The following is a 23,566-nucleotide window of genomic DNA, read 5'->3' as shown; positions in this document are numbered from 1 at the left end:
CTTAAAAACACCAAGAAAATGGCACTGGCAATCAACAAAGAGAATTTCGAGTCGCTGATCGCAGGCGATCAGCCCGTCGTGATCGACTTCTGGGCCGAGTGGTGCGGACCCTGCCGCATGATCGCCCCCATCGTCGACGAACTGGCCGCCGAGTACGAGGGCAAGGTCGTTATCGGCAAATGCGACGTCGAGGAGAACGATGACATCACGATGAAGTACGGCGTACGGAACATCCCGACGATCATCTTCCTCAAGGGCGGACAGCAGGTCGACAAGCAGGTCGGCGCCTGCTCGAAGGATGCCCTCAAGGCCAAGATCGAAAAACTGCTTTAAACGATGATCCGCTGCGTGGATTACCACGGCCTGCAGGCCGTGGAGTTCTCGAAGGGCGGCTATACGGCGCTGCTGGTCCCCGGGATGGGTGCCAACCTCATCCGCCTGGCCGACACGCGGCGCGGCGTCGAGGTGCTGCATACCCCGGCGGAGGCGGAGATCGAGACCTTCCTCCGGCGTCCGCAGGTCTTCGGACTGCCGATCCTCTTCCCGCCCAACCGCATCGCCGACGGCCGCTACACCTTCGAAGGACGGACCTATCAGTACCCGATCACGATCGAGAAGGAGCACAACTACCATCACGGCATCCTTAAAAGCCAGCCGTTCCAGGTCTCGAAGGCCGTGGAGACGGACGACGAGGTGCTGGTCGAGTGCCGCTACTACGCCAATGCGGGCAGCGACGCCATTTTCCGCGACTTCCCGCATGAGTTCAAGTGCAAGATCGTCTACCGCCTGACGGCCGAAGGGCTGGAACAGGAGGTGATCTTCACGAACCGCAGCCGCGAACGGATGCCGTTGGGCGTGGGGTTTCATACTCCGCTGCGGATCCCGTTTGCCGGGGGCGGAGCGGAAGATTACGTGATGCGCGCGGCCGTTGGAGAAGAGGTTGAACTGAACAGCCGTAACCTTCCGACCGGCAGGAAGTTGCCGTTGTCGGAACAGTTCACGAAACTGCGTGGTGAAGGGCTTCGGGTGACGGGCTGCGAGCCGATCGAAGCGGGCTTCACGCTGCGCGAAATCGAGGTCGACGGCAAACCCTATCGTGGGGCCGTGGTCGAGAATCTCCGCACCGGCGTGCGGGTCTTCTACGAGGTGGACGGGCAGACGACTTACTGGACGATCTGGAACAACGGCGGGCAGGAGCCCTACTGCTGTCCCGAACCGCAGTCCTGGGTGACCAACGCCCCGAATGCCGCCGATCCCGAGGCCGAAGGCTTCCAATCCGTAGCGCCCGGCGAATCGTGGCATGCGAAATACCGGCTATATGTCCGCCAAAGGGCTGGAATGAAATGATAAGTATTTGATAACTGCGCCTTTATGCCGTTTTGGCTGAAGTAAAGCGGGAGGTCCTGTCCGGACCTCCCGCTTCGCTTTAGAACGACTCTTCGAAAACCGTCTCCGTGAGCGGTTTGCGGAGCGTATCGTGGCGGTCGGGCGACGAAGGCTCCCCGGCCCCGTAGCCTACCAGCAGGATGTTCACCGGCTCGACGTTGGCCGGAAGGTGGAACTCCTCGCGCACCGCCTCCGGTTTGAACATGCAGATCCACAGCGTGTCGAGCCCCAGCGACGCCGCGCAGAGCATCATGTGGTCCGTCACGATCGAGGCGTCGATGTCCCCGATCTTCTTCCCGTCGTACTTCCGCGTCCACACCTCGTCCGTGTCGGCGCAGACGATGATCGCCAGCGGCGCCCCGAAATCCCGCGTGCAGTGCGTCAGACGCTCCAGTCCCTCCCGCGACTGCACGACCACAAGCCGCTGCGGCTGGCGGTTCGCGCCCGTCGGGGCCACACGCCCCGCTTCGAGAATCTGTTGCAACTTTTCCGGTTCGACCTTCCGGTCGCTGTATTGACGGCACGCATAGCGCCGTTTGGCCAGTGCGAGAAAATCCATGGCAGTAAAAAAGTAAGGTTTGTTTGCTGATTCCGTTTTTGCGAAGATACGCAAAATTTGCCGCGTGTACAAATTCCCGGACAGCCCTCCCGCCGCCGGGAAGCCGCCCGACCCGGATTTTCGCCCCGGCGTCAGGTGCTGTCAGTTGCGACTGACAATCTGGCAGGAATCGCGGGCTGGCACACCGTTTGTTGTTCTTCGGGGCAGAAAAATCAAAAAAAACAATACAAGCTGTTATGAAAAACGGAAAAATCGGAGTTACGACGGAGAACATTTTCCCCGTCATCAAGAAATTCCTCTATTCGGATCACGAAATTTTCCTCCGCGAGTTGATTTCCAACGCCGTGGATGCTACCCAGAAGCTGAAAACCCTCTCGGCCAAGGGCGAAATGAAGGGCGAATTGGGTGACCTGACGATCCACGTCTCGGTGGACCCCAAGGCCAAAACCCTTACGGTCACCGACCGCGGGATCGGCATGACCGCCGAGGAGCTGGACCGCTACATCAACCAGATCGCCTTCTCGGGTGCCGAGGAGTTTATGGCCAAATACAAGGACCAGGCTATTATCGGGCACTTCGGACTGGGATTCTATTCGGCCTTCATGGTCGCCGACAAGGTTGAAATCTTTACCCGTTCGTGGCAGGAGGGCGCCAAGACCGTGCACTGGAGCTGCAGCGGAACCCCCGAGTTCGAAATGGAGGAGACCGACGAGGCCCGTGACCGCGGGACAACCATCGTGCTCCACCTCGCCGACGACACCAAGGAGTACGCCGAGGAGTCGAAGGTTTCGGAGCTGCTGAAGAAATACTGCCGCTTCTTGCCCGTGCCCATCGCCTTCGGAAAGGTCAAGGAGTGGAAGGACGGCAAGTATGTCGATACCGACAAGGACAACATCATCAACGACGTCGACCCGCTGTGGACCCGCAAACCCTCGGAGATCACCGAGGAGCAGTACAAGGAGTTCTACCGCGAGCTCTACCCGCTGAGCGACGAACCCCTCTTCTCGATCCATCTGAACATCGACTACCCGTTCCACCTGACCGGTATCCTTTACTTCCCGAAGATCCACAACAACTTCGAGATTCAGAAGAACAAGATCCAGCTCTACTGCAACCAGGTTTACGTCACGGACCAGGTCGAGGGGATCGTCCCGGAGTACCTGACACTGCTCCACGGCGTGATCGACTCGCCCGACATCCCGCTCAACGTCTCGCGCAGCTACCTGCAGAGCGACGCCAACGTCAAGAAGATTTCGAGCTACATCACCCGCAAGGTCGCAGACCGTCTGCAGGAGCTCTTCAACACGATGCGTCCCGACTACGAGTCGAAGTGGGACGACCTGAAGATCTTCATCCAGTACGGCATCCTCACCGACGAGAAGTTCGCCGAGAAGGCCTCGGATTTCATGCTCTGGAAGAACATTGAGGGCAAGTACTTCACCCCGAAGGAGTACACCGAGAAGGTCAAGGAGAATCAGACCGACAAGAACAAGACCGTTGTTTTCCTCTACGTCGACGACCCCGAGGAGAAGTACACCTCGCTCGAAGCCGCCAAGGCCAAGGGGTATGACGTGCTCGTCATGGACGGGCAGTTGGACAGCCACTACATCAACTGGTATGAGTCGAAGAACCAGGAGACCCGCTTCGTGCGCGTCGACAGCGATGTGATCGACAAGCTGATCCAGAAGGAGGACAGCATCAAGATGTCGCTCACCGAATCCCAGCAGGAGCTGCTGACACCGGTCTTTGAGAGCCAGATGCCCAAGGACGACAAGATTCACTACAACATCTCGTTCGAGGCCATGTCGCCCGACGAGGCCCCGGTCGTCATCACGCAGAACGAATTCATGCGACGCATGAAGGAGATGGCCCAGATGGGTGGCGGCGGCATGAGCCAGTTCTACGGCCAGATGCCCGACAACTTCACCATTGCGGTGAACGGCAACCACCCCATCGTCATCGATATTCTTGCCGACGTCGAGAAGGCCTACGGCGACAAGTTGAAGACCATGACCAAGAAGATCGACGCCGCGGTGGCCGAGGAGAAGCGATTCGAGGAGGTCACCAAGGACAAGAAGGAGGCCGACCTCACACCCGAGGAGAAATCCACCCGCGAGGAGCTCTCGAAGAAGGTCGTCACGCTGCGCGACGAGCGCAACGAGCGCCTGCGCCAGATCGGCAGCGAGAACAAGCTCGTCAAGCAGATCATCGACCTCGCGCTGCTGACGAACGGCATGTTGAAGGGCAAGAACCTTACGGATTTCATCCAGCGGTCGATCTCGCTCATCGAAAAGTAGCTGCCTTTCTCGGGAAACCGGGGCCGGTGAGACCGGGACAGGAAAAACCGGAAGAACCGGACGCTCCGGAATGCCTTGGGACGCTTTGAAATGAGAACCGGCACCTGCACAACGGGCGGGTGCCGGTTTTTTGCGCCCGAAGGTGTAACTCTCTGCCCGGCGGAGCGTCCAACAGACAAAATCGAGGCCTCGGGCGGCAGTTTTTTCCCGAAAAGGTACACCGACAAACATAAATGATTAATTTTATCCTGTCGGCCCGATGGCTTTCCGAAAGACAGACACCGGAGACCCGAATACTCAAACCTGATACCCATGAAAAAACTTCTGCTCCTGCTGCCTGCGGCGGCTTTCGGCGCGCTGCTCACCTCCTGCACGCCGCGTGAACGTGTCGTCGAAGACCCCTTCATCGAAGCGGCGAACACCATGACGCTCGATGTCGTGAAGGTTTCGCTGTGCGACACGGCTACCGTGCTCGATGTCGAGGCGTGGTATACGCCCCGCTACTGGATCCGCATCGTGCACGACACCTACCTGCAGGCAGGCGGCCGGAAATACGTGCTGACGGCCGCCGAAGGCATTACGCCCGATTCGCTCTTCTGGATGCCCGATTCGGGGCGCGCATCGTTCCGCCTGACCTTCGAACCCCTGCCGCTGCGCACGCAGTCGTTCGACTTCATCGAGTCGGACTGCGACGACTGCTTCAAGCTCTACGGCATCGATCTGAGCGGAAAAAAGCGCGCCGACAAGCCGCGCGACCTTCCGCAGGACGTGCTTACGGAGGTGCCCTCCGGAGAGCTCTTCTGCGACCCGGTCTTCGGGATCGGCGAGACGACCGTGCGCATGCACTTGATCGGCTACCGGGAAGGCCTCGGCCGTGAGGCCAACCTCTATGTCAATACGATGTTCGGAGAGCAGAAACCATGCTCCGCGCCGGTCGACCCCGCGACGTCTACCGCGACGTTCCGCTTCGACCAGTACGGCACGGCCTACGCCTTCGGGGGTCTCGGGAATACCTTCGGGGCCTTCTGGACGGTCCCGGGCGAGACGATCGACGTCTATGTCGACCTGCGCAGCAGCGGCGCGCAGCTGATGGCCCGTCGCCGCGGCGAGCCGGCAGCCCGGTCCGGCTGCTATACGAATGGCTCCTACGCAGGGCTCAATGCCGCTGCCAATACTTCCGATTCCAGTTCTGCGGCGGCCTTCGTCTCGCTCAACCGCCTGACGGGCGAGTTCGCCGACTACCGGATGACGGCCGACGAATACGTGCGGATGGTCTGCGACAAGTACCGTGCACTCTCCGACAGCATCGCGCGCAGCGGCGCTCCGGTTGCCGTGCAGCGGATGCGGCTGAACGACCTGCGGCAGGAGACCGTCGCGGCCTTCACCGAAGCCTCCCTGCTGCTCGAACACAACTACCGTCACGTCCACAACCAGTGGGATTACCGCCGCCCGCTCGCCGTGCGCCTTGCCCGCCTCGAACCGCGCCACTATGCCGAGGTCTGCAAGCTCTTCGACATCAACGATCCGAAGCTGCTTGTCGGGGCGAATGTGATGGAGTATGTCCAGGCCGTCTGCCTCCCGACGGTCGACTGGCCTGCGGTCACCGGACTCTCGGAGGGTCCTGTCAACGACCTGCGGGTTGCAAGGAAGTTCCTCGGGAAGGTCGAGAACAACACCCTGACCGATGAGGACCTCGCGGAGCTCCGCGCCCTGAAGGAGCCCTTCTACGCCAAGGCGTTCGAGGCGATGCGTCGGCAGGTGCGCGAGGCGCTTGCCGAGGCCGAGGGCAAGGCCGTGATCGAGCCGACGCCCGACGTGCCGCTTGCGGAGCTCTTCGACGCCATCATCGCGCCCTACCGGGGCAAGGTCGTCCTCGTGGACTTCTGGAACACCTGGTGCGGGCCGTGCCGCATGGCGCTCAAGGCCATCGAACCGGCCAAGGAGGACGAGCTGAACTCCGGGGAGATGGTGTGGATCTACCTTGCCAACGAGACCTCGCCGCTGGTGACCTACAGGACGATGATCCCCGAGATCCGTGGCAAGCACTTCCGGCTCAATGACGAGCAGTGGAAGCACCTCTGCAAGCAGTTCGATATTGACGGCATCCCGTCGTACGTCGTAGTCGACCGTGACGGCTCGTACCGCCTGCGCAACGACCTGCGCGACCATTCGGCATTGGTTGCGACCCTGCGCGAGATGCTCGAATAGCGTGCTGCCGGGCAAGAACCTTACGGATTTCATCCAGCGGTCGATCCCGCTCATCAAGAAATAGCCGTGCGACCGTGTGTCATCGGACGGACCGGGGCACGGTATCCAACAGAAAGCGGGACGGTATTTCCATATCGAAATTCCGTCCCGCTTTTTTGTGTCCCGTCTGATGCGGTGCGTATCAGTTGGCGGCTTCCCGGCAGGCGAGCCGTTCCAATTGTATCCAGTCGCCCGACTGGATCGCCGGGATAGCACGGCGGATGCGTTCGTCCGACCACTTCCACCAGCGGATACGCAGCAGGAGTTCAATCACCTCGGGAGCGAAGCGGGTGCGGATGGGGCGGGCCGGGACGCCTCCGACAATCGTATAAGGAGCCACGTCGCGGGTGACGACGGCACGCGTTCCGATGACGGCTCCGTCCCCGATTCGCACGCCGGCCAATATGACAGCCTCATAGCCGATCCACACGTCGTTGCCTATGATAATATCGCCCTTGCAGTCCCAGGCTTCGGCAACCCGCGCCCGGTCGCCCTGCCATTCCTCATGGAAGAGCGGGAACGTGTAGGTTGAAAGCGACCGCAGCGTGTGGTTGGCACAGTTGAAAAGGAACTTTGCTCCGCAGGCAATCGAACAGAAACGCCCGATGATGAGCCGCTCGTGATGGACGGGATAATGGTAGAGAATATTGTTGGTAGCGAAAAGGCGCGGGTCGGATCGGAAATCGTTATAGATCGTGTAGTCGCCGATTTCGATTTGCGGATCGTCGATGACGGCATTCAGATAAACTGTCTGCCGGTCGCCCGTCCGCGGATAGATTTTAGTCATCATGTTTTCAGTCTTTTAAAGCGTTTATTCGTTCAGAATCAGGTATAACCATCCGGTCGGAACCGTTGGACAGTCCCGACACGACGGATAATCGGATTCAGATACAGCGCTTCATCGTGAAAACATCATTTTCTTGATCTTTACTCGGCTGTCTGCTCCTCCGTCCAGCGATCCCGCAGCAGATCCAGAAACCACTCCGGGCAGCGGCACGGACGCCGCGTATCGCTGTGGATGAAGCCCAGTTGCGTCATCCCCGTATTGATCAGTTCCCCCTTCTCGTTATAGATTTCATAGAAGAAGTTGATGCGGGTCGAGGGGATCTCACGAAGGATGATCCGCACCGTCAGCAGTTCGTCGAAATAGGCCGGTTTGCGGTACTTCGACTGCACTTCGAGGATCGGCATCATGATACCCCGCCGTTCGACCTCGGCAAACGACATGCCCAGTTCGCGCAGCAGCTCGCTTCGCGCGGCCTCGTAGTAGCAGATGTAGTTCGAATGGTGGCAGATCGCCATCTGGTCGGTATGCTTGTACCAGACCCGGATTTTACAGTCGTGGCTTACCATGGAATATTCGGATTTTCATTGATTTTTCAAGACTTTCTTTGGTTTTCCGCACGGCCGCCGGCCGCCTCTCTTGCCCGCGTCAGCTCCTTGTGGGTCCGTTCTTGCCCCCTTCGAGCCCTGTCTACTTCTTTTCGGCGGTTTCGGGAGTTGCAGCAATGGGAGCATGTTCCGGGAGCGGGTGGCCTGCCAGGTGTTCCGCTGCGGCCCGCTCTCCCGCTTCCAGCAAGCGGCGGATCGCCGTCGAACTGACCCGCACCCCGTCGATCGTGCAGGCCCCGACCTTCACGACCCGCAGGCGTGCCGCCAGCTCCGGGGCGTCGCACGCCAGGCCGTCATGACCGAAGCGGTGGTTATAGCCCGCAACCAGCGTCTCGGCTCCCAGCCGCCCGATCAGGTACTCTTCGACGAACTCCAGCCCCGAAAGCGCACTGAACCTCCGGTCGAACGGAATGACGATCACGTTGTCGACCCCCAATCCGGCCAGCAGGGCGACCTTTTCTTCGAGCGTCGTCAACAGCTGCAACCCCTCGGCTCGCCCCAGCGTGATGCGCGGATGCGGTTCGAAGGTCAGCACGATGCTCTCCCCGCCCTGCGCCCGGGCCTCCGCCACCAGCCGTTCGATCAACGCCCGGTGGCCCCGGTGCACGCCGTCGTAGGACCCGACCGTAACCGCCGGGTGAACGAAATGCGGAAGATGCTCGAATCCGTGGAATACCCTCATGGCTCTCTGCAGAAGATCCGCATTGCACTCCTCGGCGTGCTTGTCGCGTACATACCGTAGCATACTCTCATGCTCGCCCTTTCCCCCTGTTTCGCGCTCCCTATGAATTGGCGTTGTTGTCGTTCTCCTTGACGAAGTAGGCAACCTTCTCCAGAAGCGTCGTGATGTCGTAGTTCTCCACGACGATTCCCTGCGGGAAGTTCAGCGGCGTGGAGGTGAAGTTCAGGACCCCCTTGATGCCCGCATTGATGATCGGAAGCACCAGTGTCGGCGCCACCTTCGTCGGCGACGAGACGATCACGATCGAAATGTCCAGATCCTCGACCCGCTCCTCGAACGTGTCCATGTGGTAGCACGGAATCCCGTCGATCGTCTTGCCCACCTTCTCGGGATCGACGTCGAATGACGCCGTGATCTTCAGTTTCAGACCCTTGCCGTTGAAATACTTCGTGATGGCCTGACCCAGGTGGCCCATACCCAGCACCGCAATGTTCATCGGCGTCGGGCTGTCGAGGATGTTGCTGATGTACTCGATCAGCACCTGCACGTCATAGCCCTTCTTCGTGTCGCTCGAAAACCCGATCAGCATCAGGTCGCGCCGCACCTGCACCGCCGTGATGCCGTGGATGCCCGCCAGCACATGGGAGAAAACATGCGTGATCCCCTGACGGTGGCACGAAAGCAGCGTCCGCCGATACTCGCTCAGCCGCTCGATGGTCTTTTCGGGAATCGTATTCGTCAGTGATGCCATGATTATTCGATCGTTATCGTGAAATCCTTGTGGTAGTTCACCCGCGTCCAGTTGTAATTGACATGGTTCGCGCGCCCCTCGGGCTGGCTGAACAGGTAGGTCGTCTGCAGCGGCGTGAAACGGCGGTCCTCCAGGTCGTACTCGATGTCGCCGTACATCGCCGGGGCGAAGATCATCGCCGTGTCGTAACCCCGGTAGGAGAAGAGCGTCGGCAGCATCCCGAACGATCGCAGGTAGGCGCTGTCGAAGGCCTTCACAGCCTCCGAATCGCGCTTCGCATGGTACGTCGAGACGAAAACCACGCGGTCCTTGAAGAAGATCGCCCGGTCGAGGTTGTTGTAGCGGTTCCAGCGCGCGTTGCCCAGCACCGTGAAGCGCGGCGCCGTGCGCCCGCGCGACGTAATGCTCGAGTCGGCCGAGGCCAGTGCCGCCAGGATGCGGTCCACATCCACCTCATTGTCCGAGAGGATCACGAAGACGTTCTCCGCATCGTTCTCCAGCAGCGGCGTCAGGTCGCTCGGGCTGTTCTCGCCCTGCGTCGAGGGGTGCTCATAACGGTAGTTGTAACGTTCGAAGGGCCGGTTGCCCAGCAGCGCAAGGACCTCACGTTCGAACTCCTTGTCGGTCGTCGACGTGTAGATCAGCGTCACCCGCCGACCGTCGCCCACCAGATCCTCCACCTTCTCGTATTTCCGGGCCGGATCCGCCGCCAGCTGGAACAGTACGTCGCTGTTCGTCCGTTCGATGTGCGCCAGCGGCGAAACTACCGGGATGCGTTTCTCCTCGGCAAAGCGGATCACCGCGTCGAGTCCCTCCTCGTAGACCGGGCCCACAACCAGATCCGCCTTGCGGAATGCCGCATCGGCAACGATCTCCCGGATGCGGGCCGTGTCGCGCGCCGTATTGAAGAGCTCCACGTTCACCGAGATCCCCGATTTCTGCTTCACGCTGTCCAGACCCAGCAGGAATCCCTGGTAGAAGTCCAGGTAGTTGTCGTTGGCCTGCCCGGCCACGGAGAGCGGCAGAAGCAACGCCACATCGAGCGGGTCGCTGCGCCGCAGGGCCCGGAACTCGATCGGCTCCACCGTCCGGAAGCCCGCCAGCGAATCGTGGCGCAGGCTGTCGGCCGACACCGCAACCGGACTCCCGGTTCCCGGGATGACGATCATCGCCCCGGCCTTCAGGTCCGCGGGCTTCAGCCCCCCGTTGAGACGGCTCAGCTCCTCCTCCGTGATTCCGAAACGCCGCGACAGCGAGTAGAACGTCTCGCCCGGGTGGACGATATGGTACGACGTCCCCGCATCGGCCACGCTGTTCAGCGACTGCCTGTACTCCTCCCACTGCTCCTGCGTGCCCGCCTCATCCTCCGAGCCGATCAGCTTCTTCCGGATCAGGATCCGCTCCCCGAGGCGCATGTGCAGCGGGTCGAGGTTCGGGTTGTCCTCCAGCAGCGTCTTCACCGGAATCTCGTACTGCCGCGAGATGGCGTAGAGCGTCTCGCCCTGCGCCACGTAGTGGAAATCGAACGTCTTGCGCAGCTTCCGTTCCGATTTCGGCTCCGGAGCCGCCGCCATGTAGGGAATCTTGATGTTCGCATCGGCCTGCAACCCCCGGGCGATCGAGGGGTTGTTTTCCAGGATTACCTGCTCCCCCACGCCGTAGGTCTTCGTCAGTCCGTAGAGCGTCTCCCCGGCCCGCACCGTATGGATGTAGTATTTGGCTCCGTTGATGTAGACGATCGTCTCGGACTTCCCGCCCGCAAGGGCCGAAAGCCCCCATGCAAGCATCAGAAGGGTGGCACAGAGTCGTTTCATCATCTATTTGTTCTGCATTTTGTCCCGCATCCGGATCTCGGTGATCACCTTCTTCGTATAGAGCGGGAAATCGCCGTTCATCATCCACGCATAGTAGCTCGGCTCGATGCGGAATATCTCCGACACGGAGCGGCCCTTGTACTTCCCGAAGCCGAAGACCTCCTCACCCTTCTCGTTGTAGAGAATCCGACCCGCATAGTCCGCCGTTTCGCCCCGGCTCGAAAACTCCGCCAACTTGTCGACGTCGTTCTCCAGGTCGTCATAACGGTCCAGCTGCGCCTTCAGCACTTCGTAGGTCGCCCGCGTGTCGGCCTCCGCCGAGTGCGCCTCGTCGAGCTCCTTGTCGCAGTAGAACTTGTAGGCCGCCACCAGCGTCCGCTGCTCCTTCTTGTGGAAGATGTTCTGCACGTCCACGAACTTGCGGCGCTTCAGGTCCACGTCCACGCCCGCACGCAGGAACTCCTCCACCAGAACCGGAAGGTCGAAGCGGTTCGAATTGAACCCCCCGAAATCACACCCCCGGATAAACTGTTCGAGCGACTTGGCCACCTGCGCGAACGTCGGGCAGTCCCGCACGTCGTCGTCCGTGATGCCGTGCACGGCCGTCGCCTCCTCGGGAATGTGCATCCCCGGGTTGAGCCGCCGCGTCCGCGTGATCTCCTCGCCGTCGGGCATCACCTTGATCATCGAGATCTCCACGATCCGGTCCCGCGCCGTATCCACGCCCGTAGTCTCCAGGTCGAAGAAGATGATCGGGCGTTTGAGGTTCAGCTTCATGTCGCGCGGGCCCTTATGCGTTGATCATCATCGGCATCAGAAGCATCAGCGTCGAGCTCGTCTGCCTGTCGTCGTAGACCGGTTTGAAGACCCCGGCCCGCGTCGAATCGGCCAGCTCGATCACCACCGTCGGGGTGTCGATGTTCGAGAGGATCTCGACCAGGAACGTCGACTTGAAGCCGATCGAGATGGGTTGTCCGTCGTAGCTGCACGAGATCGTCTCGTTGGCCGACACCGAAAAGTCGATGTCCTGGGCCGTGAGGTTGATCCGGTTGTCGGCAATGTCCATGCGGATGAGGTTCGTCGTCGGATTCGAGCACACCGCCACGCGCTTGATGCCGTTCACCAGCTCGATGCGATCCACGAGCACCTTGTTGGGGTTGTTCGCCGGGATCACCGCGTTGTAGTTCGGGTAGTTGCCCTCGATCAGGCGGCATACCAGCGTATGGCTCTTGAGCTTGAACATCGCATTCTTCGAATCGAAGGCCATCTCGATGGCGTCATCCTCCTTCAGCAGCACCGACTTCAGCAGGTTGGCCGGTTTCTTGGGCAGGATGAACGAGGCCGTGACCTCGTTCTCGTTCTCCGACTCGTACTTCACCAGCTTGTGGGCGTCCGTACCGACGAAGGTCAGCGTATTCGGCGCCAGGTTGATGTAGATACCGTTCATCACCGGGCGCAACTCGTCGTCCGCCGTGGCGAAGATCGTCTTGTTGATGCCGTTCACCAGCGTGTCGACATCCATCTGCAACTCCTTCCGCTCGGCGCTCAGCTGCGGAACGGCCGGGTAGCTCACCGCACTCGCCCCGGGGATCGAGAGCGAGCCGCTCTTCCAGTTGATCTTGATCTCCCAGTTCTTGTCGTTGACGTCGATCGTCAGCGGAAGCTCCGGGAACTCCTTCAGCGAGTCGAGCATCAGCTTGGCCGGGGCTGCGATCGTCCCCTCGCTCTCGACGCTCTCCACCTCGATCTGGCCCACAAGCGTCGTTTCGAGGTCCGAAGTCGTAACTTTCAGCGTGTTGCCGTTCAGCTCCATGAGGAAATAGTCCAGGATGGGCAGCGTGTTCTTATTGCTGATTACCTTGCCCGTCGTTGCCAGAAGCGACAGCAGTGCCGAACTTGATACGGAAAATTTCATAATCGTTTTCTGTTTTTATCTCTTTTCTTCAATTAAATATCTCCAATCTCCCAGGTCTCCAGGCATCTTCAGTCTCCCTGGTCTCTTTATAAGTATCTTCAATTCCAATTTTTTCTCTTGCCTTCTCCCTCTCTCTCCTCTCTCTCCTCTCTCCTCTCCTCCTCTTCTCTCCCTCTTCTCTCTCACCCCCCCCCTCCTTCGGATTCGGGCGCTCCGAAATCCGGATTTTTTAAGGGGCTTACTCCTGCGCATCGCCTTGTGCCCGGGCGGTGTTTACTTCAGCGCGGCCAGCTTGTCGAGCGCCATGACGATCATCCGCTTCACGTGGGGCTTGTAGTCGGTATTGGCCTCGTGGGCGACACGCTGGGCGATGATCGTGCAGATCGTGGCGGCACGGTGGCCCATCAGGGCGGCCAGCCCGGCCAGCGCCGAACCCTCCATCTCGAAGTTCGTGATGCGGCGCCCTCCGAAGTCGAACGATTCGATCTTCTCGTTCAGGTGTGCGTCGTGGGGTTCGAGACGCACCCAACGGCCCTGCGGGGCGTAGAAGCCCGGGGCTGCAATGGTGATTCCCTCCCTGGTCGTGTCGCGGAAGTGCTCGAAAAGGGTCGTGTCGGCATTCACGAAGTAGGGGCGCGGCATCTTTTCGTACCAACCCGTATGGCGGACGAAGGCCTCTTCCAGTGCGAGATCGCAGACCCCGTCCCGTCCCTTGTAATAGCTCAGCAGGCCGTCGAAGCCGCACGACGTGCGCGAAAAGAGGAACTCCCCGATCCGGATGTCGGGCTGCAGGGCCCCCGAGGTCCCCAGCCGCACGAGCGTCAACTGCCGTTTTTCGGCCTTCTCCTGCCGCGTGGCAAAGTCCACATTGGCCAGGGCGTCGAGTTCCGTGACGCAGATGTCGATGTTGCCGATACCGATGCCCGTCGAGAGCACCGTCATGCGTTTGCCGCGATAGGTGCCCGTTACGGTCCGGAATTCGCGGTTCGAAACCTCACATTCTCTGTTTTCGAAATGCTCCGCCACGAGGGCCACGCGCCCGGGGTCGCCGACCAGAATCACCGTGTCGGCCAGTTGCTCCGGACGCAGGTGAAGGTGAAAAATGGAACCGTCGTCGTTGATAATCAATTCGGAAGCAGGGATCGTCCTCATAAATTTTTGCTTTTAAATTTCCATAATTGGCATAAAAGTAATATATTTACCTCGAATATCAAAACTTCACCGCGAAATTTTATTTACGTGAAATACCCATAAAACCTAACGTAACATGACGCTTATCAAATCCATTTCGGGCATCCGCGGCACCATCGGAGGACTCGTCGGCGAGAACCTTACGCCGCTCGACATCGTGAAGTTCACAACCGCCTATACCCGCGTGATCGCACGCAACAATCCCGGGAAACACCTGACCATCGTCATCGGACGCGACGCCCGACTCTCGGGCGAACTGGTCATGGACCTGGTGGAAGGTACGCTCCTGGCCTGCGGCGTCGACGTCATCAACGTCGGGCTCTGCACCACGCCCGGCACCGAGATGGCCGTCATCACCCGCAAGGCCGACGGCGGAATCATCCTCACCGCCTCGCACAACCCCCGCCAGTGGAACGCCCTCAAACTCCTGAATGCACACGGGGAGTTCTTCTCCGCGGCCGAAGGGCAGGAGGTGCTGACGCTGGCCGAAGACGAAACCTTCGAGTTCCCCCCGATCGACCAAATCGGACACGTCATTGCCCGCGAAGATTTCAACGACGAACACATCCGCCAGGTGCTGGCTCTGCCCCTCGTGGATGTCGAGGCCGTGCGCAAACGCCATTTCAAGGTGGTTATCGACGCCGTGAACTCCGTGGGCGGCATCGTCATGCCGAAGCTCCTGCGCGAACTGGGCTGCGAGGTCATCGAGCTCAACTGCGAACCCACCGGAGAGTTCGCCCACAACCCCGAGCCGCTGCCGCAGCACCTGACGGAGATTTCCGAGGTGATCGTCCGCGAAAAGGCCGACCTGGGCGTTGTGGTCGATCCCGACGTGGACCGGCTGGCCTTCGTCTCGGAGGACGGCTCGATGTTCGTCGAGGAGTACACGCTCGTGGCCGTGGCCGACTATATCCTTTCGCAGAATCCCGGCGGCGTGACCGTCTCGAACCTCTCCTCGTCGCGCGCCCTGCGTGACGTCACGGAGCGTCACGGCGGCAAATACTACGCTTCGGCCGTGGGTGAGGTGAACGTCACCACCAAGATGAAGGAGGTCGGAGCCGTGATCGGCGGCGAAGGAAACGGCGGAGTGATCTATCCCGAGCTTCACTACGGCCGCGACGCCCTGGTCGGCACGGCGCTCTTCCTGACCTGGCTGGCCAAGAAGGGCATGACCATGACCCAGCTGCGCGCCACCTACCCCGCGTACTACGCCTCGAAGAACAAGATCGAGTTGACGCCGGCCATCGACGTGGATAAAGTGCTGCGTGAGGTGAAGGCCCGTTATGGCGGTGAAAACGTGAACGATATAGACGGTGTGAAGATCGATTTCCCGGAGAACTGGGTACACCTCCGCAAGTCGAACACCGAGCCGATCATCCGCGTCTACACCGAGGCCAAGTCGATGGAGGAGGCCGATGCCCTGGCACAGCGCTTCATCTCCGAAATCAAGGCGATCTGCAACCTCTGAGCACGATGAGAAAATACCTGTTGATCCTTTCCGCCGCGGGAGTTCTGGTCTCCTGCGGTGGGAACAGCCGCAGACAGGCCTCCGCGACGGAAGTGGGGGCCGGGGCGGCAAAATCCGAAACGGTCGGGGCGTCCGGGACGGCTGGGACGGCTGGAACGGGAAAAACGGTCGGGGAAATCCCCGACAGCCACACCGCCGAAACGTCGCTCGACTATCTGGGAACCTATGAAGGGACCCTCCCCGGAGCTGATTGCCCGGGCATCCGAACAACCATCGTACTGGCAGCCGACGGCAGCTATGCTCTCCACATGGAGTACCTCGAACGCGACTCGGCGTTTGATGAAAAGGGGACTTTCAAGGTCGAAGGCAATTTGTTGACACTGACGCCCTCCGACGGCGGACAGATTGGGTACTACAAAGTCGAGGAGAACCGTCTGCGCCACCTCGATGCCGACCGGCAGCCGATTGCGGGCGAGTTGGCCGAACATTACGTATTGCGGAAAAAATAGGGAAAAATGGATAAAGTAAAAGATTATATAAGCGCCAATAAGGAGCGCTTTGTCAATGAGTTGTTCGACCTGCTGCGCATCCCGTCGATCAGTGCCCAGTCGGAGCACAAACCCGACATGCAGCGTTGTGCCGAGTTCCTTGCCGCGGCGCTCGTCAAGGCCGGTGCCGACCGGGCCGAGGTGATGCCTACGGCCGGGAATCCGGTGGTCTATGCCGAGAAGATCGTCAGTCCGAAAGCCAAGACCGTGTTGGTCTACGGCCATTACGACGTCATGCCGGTCGATCCCCGCGGGGAGTGGCGCACCGACCCCTTCGAGCCCGTCATCCGCGACGGCCGCATCTGGTGCCGCGGTGCCGACGACGACAAGGGGCAGTTGTGGATGCACGCCAAGGCTTTCGAGGCGATGTGCGCCACGGATTCGCTGCCCTGCAACGTGAAATTCATGCTCGAGGGCGAGGAGGAGATCGGTTCGGCCAGTCTCTACGGCTTCTGCCGCGAGCACAAGAAACTCCTGAAGGCCGACATCATCCTCGTCTCGGACACCTCGATGCTCTCGATGCAGACGCCGTCGATCACCTGCGGGCTGCGCGGTCTGGCCTACATGGAGGTCGAGGTAACGGGGCCCAACAAGGACCTCCATTCGGGGTTGTTCGGCGGGGCCGTGGCCAATCCGGCCAACGTCCTGACGCGGCTCGTGGCCAGTCTGATCGACGAGAACGGCCGCGTGACGATCCCCGGCTTCTACGACGACGTGCGCGAGCTGACGCCCGCCGAGCGCAAGGCCTTCAACAAAGCCCCGTTCAACATGGCCGATTATAAAAAGGCGCTGGAGATCGGCGATGTCGAGGGCGAGGCGGGCTACACCACCCTCGAACGCACCGGCGTGCGTCCGTCGCTCGATGTCAACGGCATCTGGGGCGGGTACACCGGGGAGGGAACCAAGACCGTTATCCCGTCGAAGGCCTCGGCCAAGATCTCGATGCGGCTGGTCCCGAATCAGGACTACCGCAAGATCTCGAAGCTCTTCGAACGCCATTTCCGGCGGATCGCGCCCAAGAGCGTCAAGGTCGTTGTGAAGTCGCTGCACGGAGGTATGCCCTACGTCGCACCGACCGACATGCCCGCCTACAAGGCCGCCGAGAAGGCCATCGTGGAGACCTTCGGCAAGAAGCCCCTGCCCTTCTACTCCGGCGGGTCGATCCCGATCATCAGCGGCTTCGAGTCGATTCTGGGCATCAAGTCCCTGTTGATCGGCTTCGGGCTGGCCGAGGATGCCATCCACTCCCCGAACGAGAGTTTCGGACTCGGACAGTTCGAACGCGGCGTGGAGACCATTCCGCTCTTCTACAAGTATTTCGCAAATGATAGAGGGTAAAAAAATAAAATGGAATATATATTATATATTATTGTAATAGTTGTTTTAATTTATTTTATTTATAAAGCCATCTATATTCCGCCAGGTCATGATTTAAATAAAAAGTTTATAAATTTAGGCACTCTACAAGGAAAAACCTACGATGAAATTATCAAGGAAGTTGGACCTCCTTCAGCCTCAGAGACCTTAGAGAATGGACAATCGTCACATCTTTGGCATCATCGTGGTTACATGATTCGCCTAATATTTGATAAACATAACATTTGTCTTGGAATTAATGAAGAAATAAAATGGCGAAATTAAGATATGAAGAATTCCTGGATTTTGCCGTCGCCACAGCCCGCGAGGCCGGGGCCATTCAACTCGCCGCGTTCCGCAGCGGGGATCTCGGCATCGAGACCAAATCGAACCTCTACGATGTGGTGACGCGCGTCGACAAGGAGTGTGAGGCGCTGATTGCCCGGCGCATTGCGGAGCGTTTTCCGGAGCACGCCCTGCTGGGCGAGGAGGGCGGCGAACGCGGTGCGGCCGGAAGCCGCTGGCTCTGGGTGGTTGACCCGCTGGACGGAACGACCAACTACAGCCAGGGATTGCCCGTCTTCACCGTCTCGATCGCCTTGCAGCTGGACGGCGAAACCATCGTCGGGGTGGTGTACGCCCCCTATTTGGACGAGTTGTACACGGCCGTGAAGGGCGGAGGGGCCTGGCTCGCCGGTCGCGGGCGGGAGCCCCGGCAGATCCGCGTCCCGCGGAAGGAGTCGCTGGCAGCGGCGGTCCTCGCCACGGGATTCCCCTACGACAAGGATGTGAATCCGGACAACAACTGCGACAACGTCGCCCGGATGCTGCCCCGCATCCGGGGTTTGCGGCGCATGGGGTCGGCGGCTTACGATCTTTGTGCCGTGGCGGCCGGGTGGATCGACGGATTCTGGGAACTGGCCCTGCACGTCTGGGACATCCGTGCCGGCGAGTTGATCGTCACGGAGGCCGGAGGCGTCGTCGAGCGGCTGCGCCCCGACCGCGGGATCTCGATCCTCGCCGGAACGCCCGAACTGGTCGCCGAAATGCGCCGTTACGTCCGGTAACTGCCGGAAGGGGCTTCGGGAAGCTCATGACGGGCCGATTTCAGGGGCGGGAGCAAATTCCCGCCCCTTGCCGTGTGGTGTTATTAAAAAATTTTCTTATCTTGGCTCCGCTAAAATCTCGATAACTCATGTGCGGAATCGTCGGTTATGTCGGACGGCGCGAGGCGTGTCCGATTCTGATCAAGGGGCTGCACCGCCTCGAATACCGGGGTTATGACAGTGCCGGAGTCGCGCTGGTCAATGACAAGGGTGCGCTCAACGTCTTCAAATGCAAGGGAAAGGTCTCCGATCTGGAGCACTTCCTCCAGGGCAAGGACCTCTCGGGGTCCATCGGAATCGCCCACACCCGCTGGGCCACGCACGGCGTGCCGAATGACGCCAACGCCCACCCCCACTACTCCGAATCGGAGCGCATTGCGCTGATCCACAACGGGATTATCGAAAACTACCGCGTGCTGAAGGAGGCGCTCGTCGAAAACGGATACACCTTCCGCAGCAGCACCGATTCCGAAGTGCTGGTCAACCTCATCGAGTACATCCGCACGACGAACGGCTGTTCGCTGCTCGAAGCCGTGCGCCAGGCGCTCCGCCAGGTGGTCGGGGCCTATGCCATCGCCGTGATCGAAAAAGGCAACCCCGACGAGATCATCGCCGCCCGGCAGAGCAGCCCGATGGTGGTCGGGATCGGCAACGGGGAGTATTTCCTCTCGTCGGACGCCGCCTCGATCATCGAATATACGCAGGAGTTCGTCTACGTAAACGACGGGGAGATCGCCGTCATCAACCGCAACGCCCCGCTCAAACTCCTGACGCTCGACAACCACGACGCCCGGATCGACATCAAGAAACTCGAACTCTCGATCTCACAGCTCGAAAAGGGCGGGTACCCCCACTTCATGCTCAAGGAGATCTACGAACAGCCCCGGACCCTCGTCGACTGTATCCGCGGGAGGATCAACCCCGAGACCTGCGAGGTGAAACTCTCCGGCGTGATCGACCACCGCGACCGCTTCCTGCGGGCCCGGAGGATCATCTTCGTGGCCTGCGGAACCTCGTGGCACGCCTCGCTCATCGGCGAGCACCTGATCGAGTCGATCTGCCGCATCCCGGTCGAGGTGGAGTACGCCTCGGAGTTCCGATACCGTGACCCCATCATCTGCGAGGATGACATCGTCATCGCCGTGTCGCAGTCGGGCGAAACCGCCGATACGCTGGCGGCCGTCGAACTCGCCCGCAAGGCCGGAGCCTTCGTCTTCGGAATCTGCAACGTCGTAGGCTCCTCCATCGCCCGCGCTACCGACTCCGGAGCCTACATCCATGTCGGACCCGAAATCGGTGTCGCCTCGACGAAGGCCTTCACCGGGCAGGTGACCGTCATGGCGATGCTCGCCCTGGCCATCGGACGCGAGAAGGGAACCGTCTCCGATGCCTATTATCACGAAGTGGCCGCGGCGCTGCTCCGTCTGCCCGAGACGCTCGAAGAGGTGCTGAAGGTCGCCCCGCAGATCGCCGACCTCTCGAAGATCTTCACCTACGCCCACAACTTCATCTACCTCGGGCGCGGCTACAACTACCCTACGGCCCTCGAAGGGGCTCTGAAGCTCAAGGAGATCTCCTACATCCATGCCGAAGGCTACCCCGCTGCCGAGATGAAGCACGGGCCCATTGCGCTGATCGATGCCGAAATGCCCACCGTGGCCATCGCCACCCCCGACCATACCTACGAAAAAACCGCCTCGAACATTGAGGAGATCAAGGCCCGCGGCGGCAAGATCATCGCCGTCTGCGCCCGCAACGACAAGCAGGTGCGCCGTTCGGCCGACTACGTGATCGAGGTCCCGGTCATCACCGAGTGTCTCATGCCGGTTGTCGTCTCGGTACCTCTGCAGCTGCTGGCCTACTACATCGCCGTCTACAAGGGCCGCAACGTCGACCAGCCCCGGAACCTTGCCAAGTCGGTGACGGTCGAATAGCCGGGCTGGCTCCGGCCTCCGGTGGGGGCCGGGATTCAGAAGATCCGGGGTTCGGCTGAAGACGAAAGGCGTGCGGCTGCTTCACCCCCCCCTCCCCGCAGCCGGCCGCAGCAAAGGCAAAAGAGAGAGGCCGGTCCCATCACGGGATCGACCTCTCTACTTTTTTATGCAATCGGAGGATTACATCTCCTCGTAGGCGTACTGGACCGCCCGGTTCAGCTGATCGAGGAAGGGTTTCGTCCGCCGGAACTCCTCCACAAGACGCTCCGGAAGGCCGTCGGCCAGCACGAACTCCTCCGGGACCGGCTTCTCCAGGCAGTAATCCTTCTGCTTGAGCAGTTCGGCATACTCCGAATCGGCCGGAAACCCCGTCGGAACCCGTTTCAGGCGGTTCGTCGTGTCGAGCCGGAAGCCCCGGGCCGCATCGATCGACTGCAGCATCTCGGCGCCGTGGTCCAGCACCTCCTCGCGGATTGAACGAAGCACCTGGGGTTCGATGCAGACCGCCCCCGCGGCCAGCAGGTGATTGCCCAGAAGTCCGTCGCCCGCCGGTTCGACGTGAAAGTAGTAGCCCGCATAGCCCGACTTCTTGCCGCGCGGAGCCACGAATGTCCCGAGCCAGCTCTTATAAGGACGCTTGTCCGCCGAAAAACGCGTATCGCGGGCAATGCGGTAGGTGCAGTCCTGCGGCCGGAGCCCCCGGACCGTGGGGTCGAACGACGCGATCCCCTCGATCAGCTCCGCCGTGAAGTCCGCCCACAGCCCCTTGACATGCACCCACTCCGACCGGTGGGCGTCGAACCACTCCCGGTCGTTGTTCTCGGACAACCGTCGCAGAAAATCCAGGACCTCTTCCATGGCTTCTCCCTTCCGGTTACCAGGCAAAGAGCGGGTAGTTTGCCATCAGCGCATTCACGTCCTTGCGCACGGCGGCGATGTTCGCCTCGTTCTCCGGATCGTTCAGAACCCGGTCGATCAGCCCGACGATGTAGTCCATCTGTTCCTCCTTCAGTCCGCGCGTCGTGATGGCCGGCGTTCCGAAGCGCAGTCCCGACGTCTGGAACGGCGAGCGCGTGTCGAACGGAACCATGTTCTTGTTCGTCGTGATGTCGGCGGCCACGAGGCACTTCTCGGCCAGCTTGCCCGTCAGTTCGGGAAACTTCGTCCGCAGGTCGACCAGCATCAGGTGGTTGTCCGTGCCGCCCGAGACGATCTTGTAGCCCCGCTTCGTGAAGGCCGCGGCCATCGCTGCGGCGTTCTTCTGGACCTGACGCTGGTACTCCCTGTATTCGGGCTGCAGCGCCTCGCCGAATGCCACGGCCTTCGCGGCGATCACGTGCTCCAGCGGGCCTCCCTGGATGCCCGGGAAGACGGCCGAATTGAGGATCTGCGACATCATCTTCACCGCCCCCTTCGGCGTCGTCAGTCCCCACGGGTTCTCGAAGTCCTTGCCCATGAGGATGATACCGCCGCGCGGCCCGCGCAGCGTCTTGTGCGTCGTCGAGGTGACGATATGGGCGTATTTCACCGGATTCTCCAGCAGCCCCGCGGCGATCAGACCCGCCGTGTGGGCCATGTCCACCATCAGCAGCGCACCCACCTTGTCGGCGATTTCGCGCATCCGCTTGTAGTCCCACTCGCGCGAGTAGGCCGAAGCCCCGCCGACGATCAGTTTCGGGTGGCACTCCAGCGCCTTGCGCTCCATGGCGTCGTAGTCGATGCGGCCCGTCGCCTCGTCCAGCTGGTAGCCGACGGCCTTGAAGTATTTGCCCGACATGTTCACCGGCGAACCGTGCGAAAGGTGGCCTCCGTGTGCAAGGTCCAGCCCCATGAAGGTATCGCCAGGCTGCAGGCACGCGAAGAAGACCGCCATGTTGGCCTGCGCACCCGAGTGCGGCTGCACGTTGGCCCACTCCGCGCCGTAGATCTCGCAGATCCGTTCGATGGCAAGACGCTCCACCTTGTCCACCACCTCGCAGCCGCCGTAATAGCGTGCTGCCGGATAGCCCTCCGCATATTTGTTCGTGAGCACCGAGCCCATGGCCTCCATCACCTCTTCGCTGACGAAGTTCTCCGAGGCGATCAGCTCGATGCCGTGCATCTGACGGTTGCGCTCCTCGCCAATCAATTCGAAAATCCGGGAATCTCTTTTCATGTTTTATCTGGGTTATTGAATGATTTTTTGCAGTTCGATGACGCTGGTGATCTCTCCCAGAACGGGAATCTCCTGGCGGACCAGGCCGATGCCGGGAGCAACCCATTGGGTCATGGGAATCTCCACCGTCGTGTCTCCGGTCGTGGTGGTGGTCCGGTACTCGATGCGTGTGGCCTCGAATTTTCCAGCCGGCGTCTTGATTCGCTCCCGGCCGACCACCCGCACGCGGTCCGAAAGCACCGAGATCGACGTCCGCTCGCCCTCCTTCCGCCCCGAAAGCGTAAATCCGAAGCCCGGGAATTCCTCGCCGGGGTTCATCTCCGCAGGCAGGACCTGGTTTCGAACCGTGATCTCGACCTCATCCACCTGCATGGTGCGGAGCAGTTCGTACATCTGTTCCGGAGCCTCGATGAGCAGGACCGTCGAATCGGGATAGACCCTCCAGCGTTCGACGACCGGCTGGCCTTGCCGCGTATAGGAGAGGCGGATTTCACCGTCGCTCTCTACCGACACGAGTTTGTCCAGCGTCGCGGTCCGCTCTCCGCCGATCGACTCCTCATAGACCAGGCGCGTTCCCGCGTCGGTGCAGATCCACGGCTCGGAGGCCGCTGCGGATCCGGCAAGAAGAAGCAGAAATACGGAAAACAGGCTTTTCATGGCGTCGACATGCTTTACAGCCCGTAAAGATAAGCAAATTTGCCGAATTTCTTTCCGCAAGCGGGCTTTTAAGATATTTTTCCTATCTTTGTGCCGGAAAATTGGATG

At 60.5% G+C, this 23,566-nt stretch carries 22 protein-coding genes and 1 pseudogene; 10 read left to right on the top strand and 13 right to left on the bottom strand.

Features of this window, described 5'->3' with window-relative positions; translation table 11 throughout:
• Positions 1-9 precede the first annotated feature (9 nt).
• Positions 10-333, top strand: a pseudogene (trxA, locus tag ABGT65_RS12505) (thioredoxin); the annotation flags it as partial.
• 3 nt (positions 334-336) lie between these two features.
• The gene (locus tag ABGT65_RS12500) at positions 337-1,347 is read left to right on the top strand and encodes an aldose 1-epimerase (protein ID WP_346702614.1); all 1,011 of its coding nucleotides are present in this window, start codon (positions 337-339) and stop codon (positions 1,345-1,347) included.
• A 79-nt stretch (positions 1,348-1,426) separates the two neighbouring features.
• Here ABGT65_RS12500 and ABGT65_RS12495 read toward each other — a convergent pair whose 3' ends face one another.
• Complete coding sequence (locus tag ABGT65_RS12495; RefSeq protein WP_346702612.1) at positions 1,427-1,945, bottom strand: nitroreductase family protein; 519 nt, start codon at positions 1,943-1,945, stop codon at positions 1,427-1,429.
• Between the two features lie 236 nt (positions 1,946-2,181).
• Here ABGT65_RS12495 and htpG point away from each other — a divergent pair, with 236 nt between their 5' ends.
• Positions 2,182-4,242, top strand: coding sequence for a molecular chaperone HtpG (gene htpG, locus ABGT65_RS12490; RefSeq protein WP_346702610.1), 2,061 nt, complete (start codon positions 2,182-2,184; stop codon positions 4,240-4,242).
• A 312-nt stretch (positions 4,243-4,554) separates the two neighbouring features.
• A complete protein-coding gene (locus tag ABGT65_RS12485; protein ID WP_346702608.1) occupies positions 4,555-6,450 on the top strand; it encodes a thioredoxin family protein in 1,896 nt (631 codons plus the stop codon).
• A 181-nt stretch (positions 6,451-6,631) separates the two neighbouring features.
• Here ABGT65_RS12485 and ABGT65_RS12480 read toward each other — a convergent pair whose 3' ends face one another.
• The 9 genes from ABGT65_RS12480 to ABGT65_RS12440 all read right to left on the bottom strand — a co-directional run bounded on the left by ABGT65_RS12480 (position 6,632) and on the right by ABGT65_RS12440 (position 14,195).
• Positions 6,632-7,279: a CatB-related O-acetyltransferase gene (locus ABGT65_RS12480; RefSeq protein ID WP_346702607.1), complete on the bottom strand. Its 648-nt coding sequence runs from the start codon at positions 7,277-7,279 to the stop codon at positions 6,632-6,634.
• 137 nt (positions 7,280-7,416) lie between these two features.
• Positions 7,417-7,842 carry a thioesterase family protein gene (locus ABGT65_RS12475; RefSeq protein ID WP_346702606.1) on the bottom strand — a complete coding sequence of 142 codons (426 nt, stop codon included), beginning with the start codon at positions 7,840-7,842 and terminating at the stop codon, positions 7,417-7,419.
• Positions 7,843-7,963: 121 nt separating this feature from the next.
• Positions 7,964-8,626 (bottom strand): FAD synthase, encoded by a 663-nt coding sequence (locus ABGT65_RS12470; RefSeq protein WP_346702605.1) that lies wholly within the window; start codon positions 8,624-8,626, stop codon positions 7,964-7,966.
• 37 nt (positions 8,627-8,663) lie between these two features.
• The gene (locus tag ABGT65_RS12465; protein ID WP_346702604.1) at positions 8,664-9,314 is read right to left on the bottom strand and encodes a redox-sensing transcriptional repressor Rex; all 651 of its coding nucleotides are present in this window, start codon (positions 9,312-9,314) and stop codon (positions 8,664-8,666) included.
• A 2-nt stretch (positions 9,315-9,316) separates the two neighbouring features.
• Positions 9,317-11,128 carry a LysM peptidoglycan-binding domain-containing protein gene (locus ABGT65_RS12460; protein WP_346702602.1) on the bottom strand — a complete coding sequence of 604 codons (1,812 nt, stop codon included), beginning with the start codon at positions 11,126-11,128 and terminating at the stop codon, positions 9,317-9,319.
• 3 nt (positions 11,129-11,131) lie between these two features.
• Complete coding sequence (locus tag ABGT65_RS12455; RefSeq protein ID WP_346702600.1) at positions 11,132-11,905, bottom strand: 3'-5' exonuclease; 774 nt, start codon at positions 11,903-11,905, stop codon at positions 11,132-11,134.
• 13 nt (positions 11,906-11,918) lie between these two features.
• Complete coding sequence (gene dnaN, locus ABGT65_RS12450; RefSeq protein WP_346702598.1) at positions 11,919-13,043, bottom strand: DNA polymerase III subunit beta; 1,125 nt, start codon at positions 13,041-13,043, stop codon at positions 11,919-11,921.
• A 15-nt stretch (positions 13,044-13,058) separates the two neighbouring features.
• Positions 13,059-13,229 carry a hypothetical protein gene (locus ABGT65_RS12445; RefSeq protein WP_346702597.1) on the bottom strand — a complete coding sequence of 57 codons (171 nt, stop codon included), beginning with the start codon at positions 13,227-13,229 and terminating at the stop codon, positions 13,059-13,061.
• An 87-nt stretch (positions 13,230-13,316) separates the two neighbouring features.
• Positions 13,317-14,195, bottom strand: a complete 879-nt coding sequence (locus ABGT65_RS12440; protein ID WP_346702596.1) for a nucleoside phosphorylase — start codon at positions 14,193-14,195, stop codon at positions 13,317-13,319.
• Between the two features lie 115 nt (positions 14,196-14,310).
• On the opposite strand from ABGT65_RS12440, the gene glmM reads away from it, so the two are divergent.
• The 6 genes from glmM to glmS all read left to right on the top strand — a co-directional run bounded on the left by glmM (position 14,311) and on the right by glmS (position 20,646).
• Positions 14,311-15,702 carry a phosphoglucosamine mutase gene (gene glmM / locus ABGT65_RS12435; RefSeq protein WP_346702594.1) on the top strand — a complete coding sequence of 464 codons (1,392 nt, stop codon included), beginning with the start codon at positions 14,311-14,313 and terminating at the stop codon, positions 15,700-15,702.
• Between the two features lie 5 nt (positions 15,703-15,707).
• Positions 15,708-16,211, top strand: a complete 504-nt coding sequence (locus tag ABGT65_RS12430; protein WP_346702592.1) for a copper resistance protein NlpE — start codon at positions 15,708-15,710, stop codon at positions 16,209-16,211.
• Between the two features lie 6 nt (positions 16,212-16,217).
• Positions 16,218-17,588, top strand: a complete 1,371-nt coding sequence (locus ABGT65_RS12425; RefSeq protein WP_346702590.1) for a dipeptidase — start codon at positions 16,218-16,220, stop codon at positions 17,586-17,588.
• 9 nt (positions 17,589-17,597) lie between these two features.
• Positions 17,598-17,891 (top strand): hypothetical protein, encoded by a 294-nt coding sequence (locus tag ABGT65_RS12420; RefSeq protein WP_346702589.1) that lies wholly within the window; start codon positions 17,598-17,600, stop codon positions 17,889-17,891.
• Complete coding sequence (locus tag ABGT65_RS12415; protein WP_346702587.1) at positions 17,879-18,673, top strand: inositol monophosphatase family protein; 795 nt, start codon at positions 17,879-17,881, stop codon at positions 18,671-18,673. The genes ABGT65_RS12420 and ABGT65_RS12415 overlap by 13 nt, the downstream gene beginning before the upstream one ends.
• A 128-nt stretch (positions 18,674-18,801) precedes the next feature.
• Positions 18,802-20,646: a glutamine--fructose-6-phosphate transaminase (isomerizing) gene (glmS, locus tag ABGT65_RS12410; RefSeq protein WP_346702586.1), complete on the top strand. Its 1,845-nt coding sequence runs from the start codon at positions 18,802-18,804 to the stop codon at positions 20,644-20,646.
• Between the two features lie 180 nt (positions 20,647-20,826).
• Here the strand turns inward: glmS and ABGT65_RS12405 are convergent, their stop codons facing one another.
• Genes ABGT65_RS12405 through ABGT65_RS12395 form a run of 3 tightly spaced genes read right to left on the bottom strand, consistent with a single transcriptional unit; the run spans position 20,827 to position 23,458 of the window.
• A complete protein-coding gene (locus tag ABGT65_RS12405; RefSeq protein ID WP_346702584.1) occupies positions 20,827-21,504 on the bottom strand; it encodes a DUF2461 domain-containing protein in 678 nt (225 codons plus the stop codon).
• A 16-nt stretch (positions 21,505-21,520) separates the two neighbouring features.
• A complete protein-coding gene (gene glyA / locus ABGT65_RS12400; protein WP_346702582.1) occupies positions 21,521-22,801 on the bottom strand; it encodes a serine hydroxymethyltransferase in 1,281 nt (426 codons plus the stop codon).
• A gap of 12 nt (positions 22,802-22,813) precedes the next feature.
• Positions 22,814-23,458 carry a hypothetical protein gene (locus ABGT65_RS12395; RefSeq protein ID WP_346702581.1) on the bottom strand — a complete coding sequence of 215 codons (645 nt, stop codon included), beginning with the start codon at positions 23,456-23,458 and terminating at the stop codon, positions 22,814-22,816.
• Between the last annotated feature and the right edge of the window lie 108 nt (positions 23,459-23,566).

The organism is uncultured Alistipes sp., assembly GCF_963931675.1.
Taxonomy (GTDB): Bacteria; Bacteroidota; Bacteroidia; order Bacteroidales; family Rikenellaceae; genus Alistipes.
Note: the sequence above shows the minus strand (reverse complement) of the source record. Positions and strands in the feature narration are given on the sequence as shown.